This window comes from Streptomyces sp. NPDC012827, from assembly GCF_042900905.1.
Taxonomy (GTDB): domain Bacteria; phylum Actinomycetota; class Actinomycetes; order Streptomycetales; family Streptomycetaceae; genus Streptomyces; species Streptomyces gulbargensis.
Genome location: NZ_JBIBBY010000002.1, coordinates 635,007 through 649,211, shown reverse-complemented (window position 1 = coordinate 649,211; position 14,205 = coordinate 635,007). Strand labels below are relative to the sequence as shown.

General features: G+C 69.8%; 13 protein-coding genes. 6 read left to right on the top strand and 7 right to left on the bottom strand.

Features of this window, described 5'->3' with window-relative positions:
• Positions 1–30 precede the first annotated feature (30 nt).
• Both cseB and cseC read left to right on the top strand, forming a co-directional pair.
• A complete protein-coding gene (gene cseB / locus ACFY60_RS06435; protein WP_388609279.1) occupies positions 31–735 on the top strand; it encodes a two-component system response regulator CseB in 705 nt (234 codons plus the stop codon).
• A gap of 7 nt (positions 736–742) precedes the next feature.
• Entirely contained in the window at positions 743–2,059 is a 1,317-nt protein-coding gene (gene cseC / locus ACFY60_RS06430; RefSeq protein WP_388609282.1) for a two-component system sensor histidine kinase CseC, read from the top strand.
• Between the two features lie 121 nt (positions 2,060–2,180).
• Here cseC and ACFY60_RS06425 read toward each other — a convergent pair whose 3' ends face one another.
• Entirely contained in the window at positions 2,181–3,782 is a 1,602-nt protein-coding gene (locus tag ACFY60_RS06425) for an MDR family MFS transporter (RefSeq protein WP_388609284.1), read from the bottom strand.
• A 99-nt stretch (positions 3,783–3,881) separates the two neighbouring features.
• On the opposite strand from ACFY60_RS06425, the gene ACFY60_RS06420 reads away from it, so the two are divergent.
• A complete protein-coding gene (locus tag ACFY60_RS06420; protein WP_388609286.1) occupies positions 3,882–4,436 on the top strand; it encodes a TetR/AcrR family transcriptional regulator in 555 nt (184 codons plus the stop codon).
• Positions 4,437–4,450: 14 nt separating this feature from the next.
• On the opposite strand, the gene ACFY60_RS06415 is transcribed toward ACFY60_RS06420, so the two are convergent.
• Entirely contained in the window at positions 4,451–5,176 is a 726-nt protein-coding gene (locus ACFY60_RS06415; RefSeq protein WP_388609288.1) for a M23 family metallopeptidase, read from the bottom strand.
• A gap of 465 nt (positions 5,177–5,641) precedes the next feature.
• Between ACFY60_RS06415 and ACFY60_RS06410 the strand changes: the two genes are divergently transcribed.
• Both ACFY60_RS06410 and ACFY60_RS06405 read left to right on the top strand, forming a co-directional pair.
• Complete coding sequence (locus ACFY60_RS06410; RefSeq protein ID WP_388609290.1) at positions 5,642–5,983, top strand: trypco2 family protein; 342 nt, start codon at positions 5,642–5,644, stop codon at positions 5,981–5,983.
• On the top strand, positions 5,980–8,679 hold the full coding sequence (locus tag ACFY60_RS06405; protein WP_388609292.1) for an NACHT domain-containing protein: 2,700 nt from the start codon (positions 5,980–5,982) through the stop codon (positions 8,677–8,679). Before ACFY60_RS06410 ends, ACFY60_RS06405 begins: the two co-directional genes overlap by 4 nt.
• A gap of 77 nt (positions 8,680–8,756) precedes the next feature.
• Here ACFY60_RS06405 and ACFY60_RS06400 read toward each other — a convergent pair whose 3' ends face one another.
• Complete coding sequence (locus tag ACFY60_RS06400) at positions 8,757–11,276, bottom strand: ATP-dependent Clp protease ATP-binding subunit (RefSeq protein WP_388609295.1); 2,520 nt, start codon at positions 11,274–11,276, stop codon at positions 8,757–8,759.
• A 518-nt stretch (positions 11,277–11,794) separates the two neighbouring features.
• On the opposite strand from ACFY60_RS06400, the gene ACFY60_RS06395 reads away from it, so the two are divergent.
• On the top strand, positions 11,795–12,385 hold the full coding sequence (locus ACFY60_RS06395; RefSeq protein WP_388609296.1) for an SCO3374 family protein: 591 nt from the start codon (positions 11,795–11,797) through the stop codon (positions 12,383–12,385).
• On the opposite strand, the gene ACFY60_RS06390 is transcribed toward ACFY60_RS06395, so the two are convergent.
• From ACFY60_RS06390 to ACFY60_RS06375, 4 genes are all read right to left on the bottom strand, one after another.
• Positions 12,364–12,699 (bottom strand): Lsr2 family protein, encoded by a 336-nt coding sequence (locus tag ACFY60_RS06390; RefSeq protein WP_352058195.1) that lies wholly within the window; start codon positions 12,697–12,699, stop codon positions 12,364–12,366. The two genes, ACFY60_RS06395 and ACFY60_RS06390, sit on opposite strands and share 22 nt — an antisense overlap.
• Positions 12,700–12,899: 200 nt before the next feature.
• Positions 12,900–13,478 (bottom strand): amino-acid N-acetyltransferase, encoded by a 579-nt coding sequence (locus tag ACFY60_RS06385; protein ID WP_388609297.1) that lies wholly within the window; start codon positions 13,476–13,478, stop codon positions 12,900–12,902.
• A gap of 9 nt (positions 13,479–13,487) precedes the next feature.
• Positions 13,488–13,907, bottom strand: a complete 420-nt coding sequence (locus ACFY60_RS06380; protein ID WP_309053945.1) for a BlaI/MecI/CopY family transcriptional regulator — start codon at positions 13,905–13,907, stop codon at positions 13,488–13,490.
• A 108-nt stretch (positions 13,908–14,015) separates the two neighbouring features.
• On the bottom strand, positions 14,016–14,195 hold the full coding sequence (locus tag ACFY60_RS06375) for a hypothetical protein (RefSeq protein WP_309053944.1): 180 nt from the start codon (positions 14,193–14,195) through the stop codon (positions 14,016–14,018).
• Positions 14,196–14,205 lie beyond the last annotated feature (10 nt).

Sequence of the window (14,205 nt, the reverse complement as noted above, 5' to 3'; positions counted from 1 at the left end):
CGTACGAGAGACCTTCGAAGGACACGCACGATGGCCGAAACCCATGTCCTCTTCGTCGAGGACGACGACGTCATCCGCGAGGCCACCCAGCTGGCCCTGGAGCGGGACGGCTTCCGGGTCACGGCCATGCCGGACGGCCTCTCCGGCCTCGACGCCTTCCGGGCCCACCGCCCGGACATCGCCCTGCTCGACGTGATGCTGCCCGGCATGGACGGCGTGAGCCTCTGCCGCCGCATCCGCGACGAGTCGACCGTCCCGGTGATCATGCTGTCCGCCCGCGCCGACTCGATCGACGTCGTGCTCGGCCTGGAGGCGGGGGCCGACGACTACGTCACCAAGCCCTTCGACGGGTCCGTGCTGATGGCCCGCATCCGGGCCGTACTGCGCCGTTTCGGCCACGCGGGCGGCCCCGCGGGCGCCGAGCGCGAGGGCGGGGCGGCGGACGGCGGCGGCCTGCTCGTCTTCGGGGACCTGGAGGTCGACACCGAGGGCATGGAGGTCCGCAGGGGCGGGGCGCCGGTGGCGCTCACCCCGACCGAGATGCGGTTGCTCCTGGAGTTCTCCTCGGCCCCCGGCACCGTCCTGTCCCGGGACAAGCTCCTGGAGCGGGTGTGGGACTACGGCTGGGGCGGCGACACCCGTGTCGTGGACGTCCACGTGCAGCGGCTGCGCGCCAAGATCGGCCAGGACCGCATCGAGACGGTCCGCGGCTTCGGCTACAAGCTCAGGGGCTGACGGGCCGGTGGGACGCTTCCGCCTCCGTACCGGCGTCCGCTGGAAGATCGCCGTCGCCATCTCGGCCGTCAGCGCGCTCATCGCGGTCACGCTGAGCGTGGTCGTGCACAACGCGGCCCGCATCTCGATGCTGGACAACGCGCGCGAGGTGCAGATGGAGCGGCTCCTCTTCGCCCAGCGGATGTACGAGACGTCCAAGCCGAAGGAGCCCCGCTTCGGCACCAAGATCAACGACCCGGCGCTGCCGCCGCAGCTCGACCAGCTGATGCGGGACCGGCGGCGCGGCACGTTCGTGCAGGAGCACCGGCACGGCGGCCCGCCCGACGTGTGGGCCGCCGTGCCCCTGGCCAACGGGGACGTGCTCTCGCTGCACATCCCCTTCGCCGACCGCAGCGCGCGGATCATGGAGGATCTGGACCGCGCCCTCGTCATCGGGTCGGTGACGGTCGTCCTCGGCGGCTGCGCGGGCGGCATCCTCATCGGCGCCCAGCTCTCGCGGCGGCTGCGGAAGGCGGCCGCCGCGGCCGGGCGGGTCGCCCAGGGCAACACCGACGTGCGGGTGCGGGAGGCCGTGGGCGGGGTCGTACGGGACGAGACCGACGACCTGGCCTGGGCGATCGACGCGCTCACCGACGCCCTGCACGAGCGGATCGAGGCCGAGCGGCGGGTGACCGCGGACATCGCGCACGAGCTGCGGACTCCGGTGACCGGGCTGCTCACGGCCGCCGAGCTGCTGCCGCCTGGCCGGCCCTCGGAGCTCGTACGGGACCGGGCGCAGGCGATGCGGACGCTGGTGGAGGACGTACTGGAGGTGGCCCGGCTCGACGGGGCCTCGGAGCGGGCCGAGCTCCAGGAGATCGCCCTCGGGGAGTTCGTGGCGCGGCGGGTGCGGACGCTGGATCCGGCGGTGGTCGTGCGGGTCGTCCACGAGTCGTGGGTGAACACCGATCCGCGGCGCCTGGAGCGGATCCTCGGCAATCTGCTGGCCAACGCGGCCCGGCACGGGAAGCCGCCGGTGGAGGTCACCGTCGAGGGCCGGGTGGTACGGGTCCGCGACCACGGGCCCGGGTTCCCCGAGGCGCTCCTGAAGGAGGGCCCGAGCCGCTTCCGTACGGGGGCGAGCGACCGCGCCGGACGCGGGCACGGCCTGGGCCTGACCATCGCCGCCGGCCAGGCACGGGTCCTGGGGGCCCGGCTGACCTTCCGGAACGTGGCGGCGGAGGGGGCGCCCGAGGGGGTCGGCGGGGCCATCGCGGTGCTGTGGCTGCCGGACCACGCGCCGACGAACACGGGGAGCTTCCCGGTGCTGCGGCTCCCGGACTGAGGGCCGGAGCGGGGTGGCGGGGGGTACGCCGGGGGGCCGGGCCCTGGGGAGGACCCGGCCCCCGGTCGTACCGCCGCGCGGGCCGGCCGTTCGCCGTGGCACCGCGGCCGGCCCGTACCGCTCAGACCGTCTCGGAGACCTTGGCCGCCCCGTCGCCCGTCCCCTCCGGCTCCGCGGGCTTCCGCTCCGCGGCGGCCGGTCCGGCGCCCCGCAGTGCCACCTCCTTGACGAAGAAGGCGAGGACGAAGCCGAGGACGGCGACGGCCGATCCGACCAGGAAGGCGGAGTGGGTGCCCGCCGCCACCGCGTACTGGTAGGCCTCGCGCAGCGCCGCCGGCAGCTTCGCCAGGCTCGCCGCGTCGAGCTGGGCGGTCCGTTCGGTGAGCGCGGAGCCGCCCCGCGCCGCCATCTCGTCCTGGACGCGGCCGGTGAACAGCGCGCCCATGATCGCCACGCCGAAGGAGGAGCCGAGGGTCCGGAAGAGCGTGGTCGAACTGGACGCGACGCCCATGTCCTTCATCTCGACGCTGTTCTGCGCGACGAGCATCGTGATCTGCATCAGGAAGCCCATGCCGGCGCCGAGGAGGGCCATGTAGACGCCGGACACGAGGCGGGAGGTGCCGGTGTCCATCTGGGCCAGCAGGAAGAGGCCGACCACCATGAGGGCGCCGCCCACGATGGGGAAGGCCTTGTACTTGCCGGTGCTGGTGGTGAACCGGCCGACGAGCAGCGAGACGACCATCATCGACAGCAGCATCGGCAGGAGCAGCAGACCGGAGTTGGTCGCGGAGGCGCCCTGCACGGACTGCTGGAAGATCGGCAGGTAGAGGACCGCGCCGAACATCACGAAGCCGGTGATGAAGCCGATGAGGGACATGAGGGTGAAGTTGCGGCTGCGGAAGATGTGCAGCGGCATGATCGGGTCGCTCGCCCGGGTCTCGACGTACAGGAAGACGGCGAGGGCGGCGACACCGGCGGCGGAGAGGCCGACGATGGTGGCCGAGCCCCACGCGTACTCGGTGCCGCCCCAGGTGGTGACGAGGACGATCGCGGTGATGCCGACGGTCAGCAGGCCCGCGCCGAGGAAGTCGATCCGGGTGCCGGTCGCGCGCCGCTTCCCCGGCAGGTGCAGCACGGCGGTGACCATGGCGAGGGCGACGATGCCGAGCGGCAGGTTGATGTAGAAGGACCAGCGCCAGCCCCAGTGGTCGGTGATGGTGCCGCCGACGAGCGGGCCGCCGATCATGGCGAAGGCCATGACGCCGGCCATCATGCCCTGGTACCTGCCGCGCTCGCGGGGCGGGATCAGGTCACCGATGATCGCCATCACGCCGACCATGAGACCGCCGGCGCCGAGGCCCTGGATCGTGCGGAAGCCGATGAGCTGGCCCATGTCCTGGGCCATGCCGCTGAGCGCCGAACCGATCAGGAAGATCACGATCGAGAGGAGGAAGACGCCCTTGCGGCCGAACATGTCGCCGAGCTTGCCCCAGATGGGGGTGGAGGCGGCGGTGGCCAGGGTGTAGGCGGTGACGACCCAGGAGAGGTGCTCCAGGCCGCCCAGCTCACCGACGATCGTCGGCATCGCGGTGCCGATGATCATGTTGTCGAGCATCGCGAGCAGCATCGCGATCATCAGGGCGAGCAGGACGACGCGGACGCTGCGCTGCTTCGTCTCCCCCTCCCCTGCGGTCACGGGTGTGGTCGGTTCGGTGGTGGCCATGTCGATCCCTTACTTGCCGCCCGGCTAGTTACTACACTGGGGGACGGTAGACCCGCACTAGCCGGTCGTCAAGTAAGTTTCCGTGAGAGCGAGCAGACCATGGCCCGAGGCAACACCCGTCAGCGCATCCAGGACGTGGCCCTCGAACTCTTCGCCGAGCAGGGATACGAGAAGACCTCGCTGCGCGAGATCGCGGAACGCCTCGACGTCACCAAGGCCGCGCTGTACTACCACTTCAAGACGAAGGAAGACATCCTGATCAGCATCTTCCAGGACCTCACCCGGCCCATGGACGAGCTGATCGAGTGGGCCGGCACGCAGCCGCGCACCCTGGAGACCAAGCAGGAGATCCTGCGCCGCTACCAGCGGGCGCTGCTCGCCGCGACCCCGCTGTTCCGCTTCATGCAGGAGAACCAGGCCACGGTGAGCCAGCTGAGCATCGGCCTGACCTTCAAGGAGCGCATGATCACGCTGACCGGCCTCGTCCAGGAACCGGACTTCACCATGACGGACAAGGTCCGCTCCATCAGCGCGATCTTCACCCTGCACGCGGGCACGTTCTTCATGCAGAACGTCGAGGGCGACCCCGAGGAGAAGCACGAAGCCGTCCTCGAGGTCGCCCTCGATCTGATCGGGCAGGCCCATCGGGCCTGACGGACCCGGTCGGGTCAGATGGTGACGCCGTGGGCGCGCAGGAAGGCGGCCGGGTTCACGGCGGAACCGTAGTTCGGGGTCGTACGGATCTCGAAGTGCAGGTGCGGGCCGGAGGAGTTGCCGGTGTTGCCCGAGAGGGCGATCTGCTGGCCGGCGGCGACCTTCTGGCCGATCCGGACCTTGATCTTCGACAGGTGCGCGTACTGCGAGTACGTGCCGTTGGCGTGCTTCACGACGATCGCGTTGCCGTACGCCGGACCGTCGCCGCCACCGTACGGGCCGGCCTTCACGACGGTGCCGAAGCCCGCGGCCTTGACCGGGGTGCCGACCGGGACGGCGAAGTCCTGGCCGGAGTGCTTGTGCGCCCACATGGCGCCGCCCTGGTTGTAGCTGGCGGTCAGGGTGTAGCCGCCGACCGGCTTGACCCAGGCGGCCTTCTTGGCGGCCTTCTTCACGGGCTGGGCGACCTTGGCCTTCACGGCGGCGGCCTTGACCTGCGCCGCCTTGACCTGCGCCGCCTTCGCCTGCGCCGCCGCGGCCTTCACCTGGGCGGCGACCTGGGCCTGGGCATCGGCCTGGGCGGCGACCGCGGCGGACGCGGTCACGGCGGCCGGGGCGGCGGCCTTGCCCTCGGCGGCGAAGGCGGACCCGGCTCCGGCCACCATCGTCGCTCCCAGACCCGCGGCGGCGAGGGCGACGGCGGTGACACGGGCAGCGGGGTTCATGACGCGCTTCGACATACGGGGGAAAACCTCCGGGACGTACGGGACCCGGCGCGAACGGTGCGGCGCGCCGGGCTTGCTCATCCTTGGTAACCCGACTCCCAGGACATCCCAAAACACCCCATCTACGACATCACGTCGTAGCGATCTCCCCCGGAATATCACTCTTGACACGCCCGGAGCATCACCCTGGAAACGGACATTTGCGCCCAAGTTCCAGGGGTTTAGCCGCACGTCACCCCCCGGACCGCAGGCCCGGGACCGGCCCCGGCACGGGTTCCGCCCCCCCCGGCCCCCACCCCGGGATGGTTGATACCTAAACGTCCTGATTCAGCCCGGAACCACACCACTAATCCGGCTAGTACCCTCCGAAACGCCTGTGCGCCTTGTCACCGCGCGGCCCCCGCGAATGGGACCTGGGTCACGCGACCGGACCGCCTGAAACTCCCTCCGCCACTCGCCGCGCACCGGTAGCTTCCGGGCATGACAGAGATCGAACTCGCCGAAGCCGTCGAATCCGTACGCGATCAGCTCGTCGCGGCTGCCACCCGCGCAGCCGGGCAGCCCCTCGCCTTCGAGGTGGGCGACATCGAGATGGAGTTCACCATCGAGCTCCGCAGGGAGGTGAAGGCCGGGGGCAAGGTCAAAGCCTGGGTCGTCGAGGCCGGCACGGACGCCTCACACATCCGCGGCGAAACGCACCGGGTCACCTTCACTCTCAAACCGCGGAACGTGGCGACGGGCGGCAGCTGGCTTGTCGGGAACGAGAACAAGGCGGACCTGTCCGGCTTCGGCGGGCTTCCCGCGGTGGACGGGACGCAGTGACGGTCGTCCGCAGCGTCGTTCTGGTTCAGGGCAAGCACCAGGGCAGCGGCGTCCTCTTGACCCCCGACCTGGTGCTCACCAGCGCCCATGTTCTCGGAGGCGTCTACCAAGCCACGGTCATACCGGCGCTCCGGCCTCCGAGCCGGTCGCAGGTGATCTGGTCGGACGAACAGCTCGACGCCGCGTTGCTGCGCAGTCCCGCTCGCCTCGGGCCGGCACCGAGGTTGAGTGCTGTCGCCACCGATCGTCCAATTCCCGGCTGTGAAGTCTTGGGCTTCCCCCACATCCAGCGGTACGACGGGCAGAAACCCGACCTCGATCAGTTCACCGGCACCGCCCTGCCCATGGCCGGCCTCCTACGCCGCGTTCTCACCATCGAACTGGACAGAGCTCCCTCGACGGCCGACGAGGACGGGCCCTCACCGCTTGCCGGCCTGTCGGGGGCCCCCGTTTTCGCGAGCAACAGTCTCATCGGCATCGTACGAGCCGTTCCACGTGGACGTGGCCACCGCCGACTGGAATGCGTGCCCCTCCAGGCCGTCCTCGCGAGGGCGGAAGCCCAGGCCTTGGTGGCCCCCCACACCTCCCTCGCCCCCGTCACGGGCACCCACAGCCATGACCAGCCGTACGAGGAGGACTACGGGGAGGCGATCGGTTCCATCTATCGCCGCACCCGGATTTTCGGCCTCGACGAGCTCGGCAAACGTGCCTCCGAATGGGACCTCGACACGGCCTACCTCTCCCTGGAGGCCACCACCCGGGAGCCTGACACCGTCGCGGTGCCGCAACGCATCGACGACCTCCTTGCCTCCCGACCACGGGTCCTTCTGCGCGGCGATGCCGGAGCCGGTAAGACCACGCTCGTCTGGTGGCTCGCCGCCCACGCCGCCGCCGGGACACTCGGCCGGAACCTCGCCGAGCTCAACGGCCTCGTCCCCTTCGTCATCCCGCTACGCTCGCTCCGCGCGCAGGGGGTCGGCTATCCCTCCCCCGCCGAGCTGCCCGGCGTCGCCGGGCTGATGGTCGACCCAGCGCCCGACGGCTGGGCGGGCCGGGTGCTGGCCGCCGGGCGGGCCCTGCTCCTGGTCGACGGTCTCGACGAGGTCCCTGGCGAGGAGCGCGAGGCCGCGCACGCGTGGCTGTCCCGGCTGCTGGCCCGCTACCCGCGCACGCGCTGCGTGGCGACCGTGCGGCCCTTCGCCGTCGCCCCCGACTGGCTGGGCTCGGAACGGTTCGAGGAGCTGACCCTCCTCCCCCTCCGGGACGGCGACATCCAGACCTTCGTCCACGCCTGGCACGAGGCCGCGCGGCTGGACGCGGACGTCGACGCACACGAGAACTTGACCGAACTGGAACACGACCTGGCCCAGCAGTTCCGCCACAACCCGACCCTGGCGGACCTCGCCCGGACCCCGCTCCTCTGCGCGGTCATCTGCGCCCTGCACAGGTTGCGGGAAGGCTTCCTGCCCGAGACCCGGTGGGAGCTCTACCGGTCCGCGCTCCAGATGCTGCTGGGTGTTCGGGACGAGCGGCGCCGGATCGACGCGCCCGACGGCATCCGCATGTCGGTGGAGGAACACTCCCAGCTCCTCCAACGGCTCGCAGCCTGGCTGGTACGGGGCGGCCAGACCGAGTTCACCCGCGAGCAGGCCCTGCGGCAGCTGGCCCGCGCCTTGTCGGGCATGCCAAGGGTCGCCGGCCAGGGCAGTCCACAGGAGATCCTCACCCACCTGCTGAACCGGAGCGGCCTGCTCCAGGAGCGCACGAACGACGTCTTCCACTTCGCGCATCGCACCTTCCAAGATTTCCTGGCCGCGAAGGAGCTCGTCGAGGATGACCAGCTGGCGGAAGCCCTCCGTCACGCCCACGACCAGCAGTGGCACGATGTCCTCCTCCTGGCCGCCGGTCACTGCACCCGCCGCGACCTCCCGGTCTTGGTGGAGGGTCTCCTGGCGGCCGGCTCCGCCACGAGGAAGCGTGACCTCAAGACGACGCTGTACGTCCTCGCCGCGCTGGCGGCCCAGCACGCGGCCTGGCTGGACGGGACCCTGCACACGCGGGTGCGGAAGGCGGTGAAGTCGGTGATCCCTCCGCGGGGCCCGGACCAGATGACGTCGCTGCTCCGACTGGGCGCATACGTGCTGCCACTACTGCCGGGACCCGCAGATGTGGCGAGCGATGCCGTAGAAACGGTGACGACTCTGATCGCGGTGATCGGCGGACGGGAAGCCCTCGCGTACGCCCGCACCTTCGCGGAGGCAGGCGAAGCTGACAGGTTCACCAGCTACTGGTCCTCCTTCCCGCCGGAGGCCTTCGCACGGGACGTGCTGTCACATCTGGCAGGACTGGAACCGGTGCTCATCAGCAGCGTCCAACAACTGCGACTCCTCGCCAATCTGCCTGCCATCGATGCCGTGATGCTCGTGGGACCACTCCCCTGCGAAGAGATCACCCGTCATCTGGGCGACCGGCCTCTCCGGCACCTCGCGATCGCTTTCCATCACCTCATGACGGCCGACGTGCTGCGGTCACTCGATTGTTCCCAGCTCCGGCACGTGCAGATCAGCGACTGTCCCCAACTGACCGACCTGACCCCTTTCATCGGCCTGCCGTCCGTCCGGGTGTCGGTCACGGGCGTGTACCGCAAGGACATCATCGGCGCCAACGCCCTGGGTAACCGCCTCACCGTCGGGTGACACTGCCGAAAAGGGGCGGCCCCGGAACCGACTGGTTCCGGGGCCGCCCCTTTCAGCGCTTCGCGCTCAGCGCGGCGTCACGCGTCCTTCGAGAGGTTCGGGCCCGTGCCGCCCGCCGTCACCGGGGGGACGTCCGGGAGGGCGGACTTCTCCTCGCCGCGGAAGGTGAACTTGCGCTCCTCGCCCTCGCCCTCCGTGTCGACCACCACGATGTGACCGGGACGCAGGTCGCCGAAGAGGATCTTCTCCGACAGCGTGTCCTCGATCTCGCGCTGGATCGTCCGGCGGAGCGGACGGGCGCCGAGCACCGGGTCGTAACCCTTCTTGGCGAGCAGCTCCTTCGCGGACTGGGAGAGCTCGATGCCCATGTCCCGGTCCTTCAGGCGCTCGTCGACGCGGGTGATCATCAGGTCGACGATCTGGAGGATGTCGTCCTGCGTCAGCTGCGGGAAGACGATGATGTCGTCCACACGGTTGAGGAACTCCGGGCGGAAGTGCTGCTTCAGCTCGTCGCTGACCTTCGCCTTCATCCGCTCGTAGTTGGACTTCGTGTCGCCCTGGGCCGCGAAGCCGAGGTTGAAGCCCTTCGAGATGTCCCTGGTCCCGAGGTTGGTCGTCATGATGATGACCGTGTTCTTGAAGTCCACGACCCGGCCTTGGGAGTCGGTCAGGCGACCGTCCTCCAGGATCTGGAGAAGGGAATTGAAGATATCGGGGTGGGCCTTCTCGACCTCGTCGAAGAGGACGACCGAGAACGGCTTCCGGCGCACCTTCTCGGTGAGCTGGCCGCCCTCCTCGTAGCCGACGTATCCGGGCGGCGAACCGAAGAGGCGGGAAACCGTGTGCTTCTCGCTGAACTCCGACATGTCGAGGGAGATCATCGCGTCCTCGTCGCCGAAGAGGAATTCGGCGAGCGCCTTGGACAGCTCGGTCTTACCGACGCCGGACGGACCGGCGAAGATGAACGAGCCACCGGGGCGCTTCGGGTCCTTCAGACCCGCACGGGTGCGGCGGATCGCCCGGGACAGACCGATGACGGCGTCCTTCTGGCCGATGACGCGCTTGTGGAGCTCGTCCTCCATGCGGAGCAGACGCGAGGACTCCTCCTCGGTCAGCTTGAAGACCGGGATGCCGGTGGCGGTCGCGAGGACCTCGGCGATCAGCTCGCCGTCGACCTCGGCGACGACGTCCATGTCGCCGGCCTTCCACTCCTTCTCCCGCTTGGCCTTCGCCGCGAGGAGCTGCTTCTCCTTGTCGCGCAGGGACGCGGCCTTCTCGAAGTCCTGCGAGTCGATCGCGGACTCCTTGTCCCGGCGGACGGAGGCGATCTTCTCGTCGAACTCGCGGAGGTCCGGCGGCGCGGTCATCCGGCGGATGCGCATCCGGGAACCGGCCTCGTCGATCAGGTCGATCGCCTTGTCCGGCAGGAAGCGGTCCGAGATGTACCGGTCGGCCAGGGTCGCGGCCTGGACGAGGGCCTCGTCCGTGATGGAGACCCGGTGGTGGGCCTCGTACCGGTCGCGCAGACCCTTGAGGATCTCGATGGTGTGCGGCAGCGACGGCTCGGCGACCTGGATGGGCTGGAAGCGGCGCTCGAGGGCCGCGTCCTTCTCCAGGTACTTCCGGTACTCGTCGAGGGTGGTGGCACCGATGGTCTGGAGCTCACCGCGGGCCAGCATCGGCTTGAGGATGCTGGCGGCGTCGATCGCGCCCTCGGCGGCGCCCGCACCCACGAGGGTGTGGAGCTCGTCGATGAACAGGATGATGTCGCCGCGGGTGCGGATCTCCTTGAGGACCTTCTTCAGGCGCTCCTCGAAGTCACCGCGGTAGCGGGAGCCGGCGACCAGCGCGCCGAGGTCCAGGGTGTAGAGGTGCTTGTCCTTGAGGGTCTCGGGCACCTCGCCCTTGACGATCGCCTGCGCCAGGCCCTCGACGACGGCGGTCTTGCCGACGCCGGGCTCGCCGATGAGGACCGGGTTGTTCTTGGTCCGGCGGGACAGCACCTGCATGACCCGCTCGATCTCCTTCTCGCGCCCGATGACCGGGTCGAGCTTGGACTCGCGGGCCGCCTGGGTGAGGTTGCGGCCGAACTGGTCGAGCACCAGGGACGTCGAGGGCGTGCCCTCGGCAGGGCCGCCGGCGGTGGCGGCTTCCTTGCCCTGGTAGCCGGACAGCAGCTGGATGACCTGCTGCCGGACCCGGTTGAGATCGGCGCCCAGCTTCACGAGGACCTGGGCGGCGACGCCCTCGCCCTCGCGGATCAGGCCGAGCAGGATGTGCTCGGTGCCGATGTAGTTGTGGCCGAGCTGGAGGGCCTCCCGGAGCGACAGCTCCAGGACCTTCTTGGCACGAGGGGTGAAGGGGATGTGGCCGGACGGGGCCTGCTGCCCCTGCCCGATGATCTCCTCCACCTGCTGGCGGACCGCCTCGAGCGAAATCCCGAGGCTCTCCAGGGCCTTAGCGGCGACACCCTCACCCTCGTGGATAAGGCCCAGAAGGATGTGCTCGGTGCCGATGTAGTTGTGGTTGAGCATCCGGGCTTCTTCCTGAGCCAGGACGACAACCCGCCGCGCGCGGTCGGTGAACCTCTCGAACATCGTTAATCGCTCCTCAGAGCGGTCAGTCAGTTAGGGGTCGATCCCCTCCCTGTCCTTCCGCAGCTTAGTCCCGCAAGCGGGGACCGCTCATTCCAACTGCCGACATCCGTCCGGATCACCCCCTTGTCCGCGGGGAGACCTGCTGCCGAACAGCCGACAAATGCTCCAACCCGATGGTGCGAGACGATGTTCCCGCAGGCCAAGCAGTTACCCGTGCCATCAGTACGCCGATGGCGAACGTGAGACGCCGAAGCCCGCGAGTCGCCCCTCTCCCACTAGGAATGTCTTACCCGTAAGGACTGACACTCCATGCGGCGCACCCCGGTTCCCTCCGCTACCAGCGAACACCCTTGCGCCGACGAATGCACCCGTACGCCCCATCCCGGACACGGTGCGCGTCCGGGGGTGAACTCCGGGTGGTCCCGGGAAGGCCTCCGGGGAGTTCCGGAGGTCCCCCGCGGGGACTTCCGGAGGTCCGGCGGGCGTAACCGAGGGGGCCGCCCGCCCGTTGCCCGGACATGGCCTTCACCGTCCCCTCCCCGCGCCCGCCGCTCGACGCCGATCCGGCCCGGTGGTACGAGCGGGAACTCGGCTGGGCGGCGGAGCCGGGCCCGCCCCCGCGGCTCGTCACGGGGCTCCGCTTCGACGTCCTGGAGCTGCCGGCCGCGGCCGGCCGGGCCGTGCTGCGCCGGGTGGGCGCGGCGACCGGTCCGGTGGCCCTGGCGGGCCGGCGGATGCGGCTACTGGTGGCCGCGGGAAGCGCGGAGGAGCTTCCGGGACTGCTCGACTGGCTGGAGTGGGGCGGGATCGCGCTGGATCTGGCCGCCCTGGGCGCCGGCGGCCGGATGACCGCGCCCCCTCCCCCGGGGTGGGGCGGCCCCGGCGCGCCGGGCGCCACCGTGTGGCTGCGGGCCCCGCTGCCGGGCCACGGGGTGGAGTCCTCGCTGCCGGCGCTGCGGTCCGCCCCCTGGGGCGATGAGGGTGCCCCGTGTCTGGTGCGTCTCGTGGCCGCCGCCGCCGCGGAGTGCCACCGGGTGCGGCTGCTGAGTGCCCGGGCCCGGAGGCCGGCGGCTCAGCAGCTTTTCCCTCAGCGGTTCGCGTCCTCGTAGGCCGCCTTGATCTCGGCCGGTACGCGGCCGCGATCGTTGATGTTCAGCCCCTGCTCCTTGGCCCAGGCACGGATCTTCGCGGTGTCGGGGTTGCCCGCCGCGACGGTGCGGCCCTTGCCGCGCCCGCCGGTGGTGCGGCCACCGGTGCGGCGACCGCTCTTGGTGTACGGCTCGAGCAGGCCACGGAGCTTTTCCGCGTTGGCGGTGGTGAGGTCGATCTCGTAGGTCTTGCCGTCCAGCGCGAACGTCACGGTCTCGTCCGCCTCGACGCCGTCGAGGTCGTCGACAAGAAGGACCTGAACCTTCTGTGCCACCGGATTTCCTTTCATCGAAAATGCAGTACGCGGAAAGGAAACCGCTTTTCCCGGAAAAACACAAACCCCTGGGAGAGGTTCAGAACCCCGGCAGCGCGGGAAACGTGCGCGATTCGGACATAGGGTTCCGGTCCGGCTCGATCCCCGGGAGAGCTCCGCTTGCCGGGAGTGCCTTGAGCCCGCCTTGAGCGGGTTCAGGATCACAGGTGCAGAAGCATCCGGCTGTTGCCCAAGGTGTTCGGCTTCACTCGTTCGAGACCGAGGAACTCGGCGACACCCTCGTCATAGGAACGGAGGAGCTCACTGTAGACATCTCCGTCCACCGGTGTCTCCCCGATCTCGACGAAGCCGTGCTTGGCGAAGAAGTCGACTTCGAAGGTCAGGCAGAATACCCGCCGCACCCCGAGCCACCGGGCGGTGTGCAGCAACTTGTCGAGCACCTGATGACCCACGCCGGCGCCCTTGAAGTCGGGATCCACGGCGAGAGTACGCACTTCCGCGAGGTCTTCCCACATCACGTGCAGAGCGCCGCAGCCGACCACGGTGGCGTCGTCGTCGCGTTCCGCGACCCAGAACTCCTGGATGTCCTCGTAAAGCGTCACCGTCGCCTTGTCGAGCAGGATGCCCCGGCGCACGTACGGATCGACGAGGCGCCGCACGGCGGCGACGTCGGTGGTGCGGGCCCGGCGTACGGTGACGGCTTTCGCGGAAGGGCCCGGGGAGGACGCGGGGCGTTCGGAAGGAGAAGGCGAAGGGGCCGGGGAAGCGGACGTCGACATGGGGGGACGCTATCGCTCCCGGCCTTCCGTCCCTTCGCCGCCCTCCTCCGGCGCGGCGGGCGGCGGGTTGTCGCCCTGGACGATACGGAAGGCGTCGTTGAGGGCTTCTCGCTGCTCGGGGGACATCATCCCGAAGAAGGCGACGAGGGCGGCGGCCGGGTTGTCGCTGCGGGCCCACGCCTCGTTCATCAGTGCGGCCGAGTAAGCGGCGCGGGTGGAGACCGCCGTATATCGATAGGCGCGGCCTTCGACTTCCCGGCGCACCCAGCCCTTCTGATGGAGATTGTCCATCACCGTCATGACGGTGGTGTAGGCGATGGAACGTTCCCGCTGGAGGTCTTCCAGGACTTCCCGGACGGTCACCGGCCGGTTCCATTGCCAGATGCGCGTCATCACCGCGTCTTCGAGTTCTCCCAAGGGGCGGGGCACAGGGTCACCCTAGTGGGAGATTCGGGGGTGGCGGCTCATTGACCGGAGAAATGCAACAAAAAGGGCGTACGACCGAAACCGGTCGTACGCCCTCGGGGCACGGCGGCGCTACGAGGAGGCGGTGCCGTTCGCCTGGCGGGCGGCCTCGGCGCGGGCGAGCGCGGCGTCGACGACCGCGTCCTCCTTGGCCTTGTTGGGGCCGCCCTGGCTCTTGACGATCGTGACGACGAGACCGATGAAGAACGCGGCCATCACGATGGGGGGCAGGAGCGCGGATACGTAGTCCATGGCGTCCAGA

Excerpts from the sequence above, each read along its gene's own strand:
- ACFY60_RS06395 (WP_388609296.1), top strand. The coding sequence starts at position 11,795 with ATGGCCTTCACCGTCCCCTCCCCGCGCCCGCCGCTCGACGCCGATCCG.
- ACFY60_RS06420 (WP_388609286.1), top strand. The coding sequence starts at position 3,882 with ATGGCCCGAGGCAACACCCGTCAGCGCATCCAGGACGTGGCCCTCGAA.
- ACFY60_RS06375 (WP_309053944.1), bottom strand. The coding sequence starts at position 14,195 with ATGGACTACGTATCCGCGCTCCTGCCCCCCATCGTGATGGCCGCGTTC.
- ACFY60_RS06385 (WP_388609297.1), bottom strand. The coding sequence starts at position 13,478 with ATGTCGACGTCCGCTTCCCCGGCCCCTTCGCCTTCTCCTTCCGAACGC.
- ACFY60_RS06415 (WP_388609288.1), bottom strand. The coding sequence starts at position 5,176 with ATGTCGAAGCGCGTCATGAACCCCGCTGCCCGTGTCACCGCCGTCGCC.
- ACFY60_RS06425 (WP_388609284.1), bottom strand. The coding sequence starts at position 3,782 with ATGGCCACCACCGAACCGACCACACCCGTGACCGCAGGGGAGGGGGAG.
- ACFY60_RS06410 (WP_388609290.1), top strand. The coding sequence starts at position 5,642 with ATGACAGAGATCGAACTCGCCGAAGCCGTCGAATCCGTACGCGATCAG.
- ACFY60_RS06400 (WP_388609295.1), bottom strand. The coding sequence starts at position 11,276 with ATGTTCGAGAGGTTCACCGACCGCGCGCGGCGGGTTGTCGTCCTGGCT.
- cseB (WP_388609279.1), top strand. The coding sequence starts at position 31 with ATGGCCGAAACCCATGTCCTCTTCGTCGAGGACGACGACGTCATCCGC.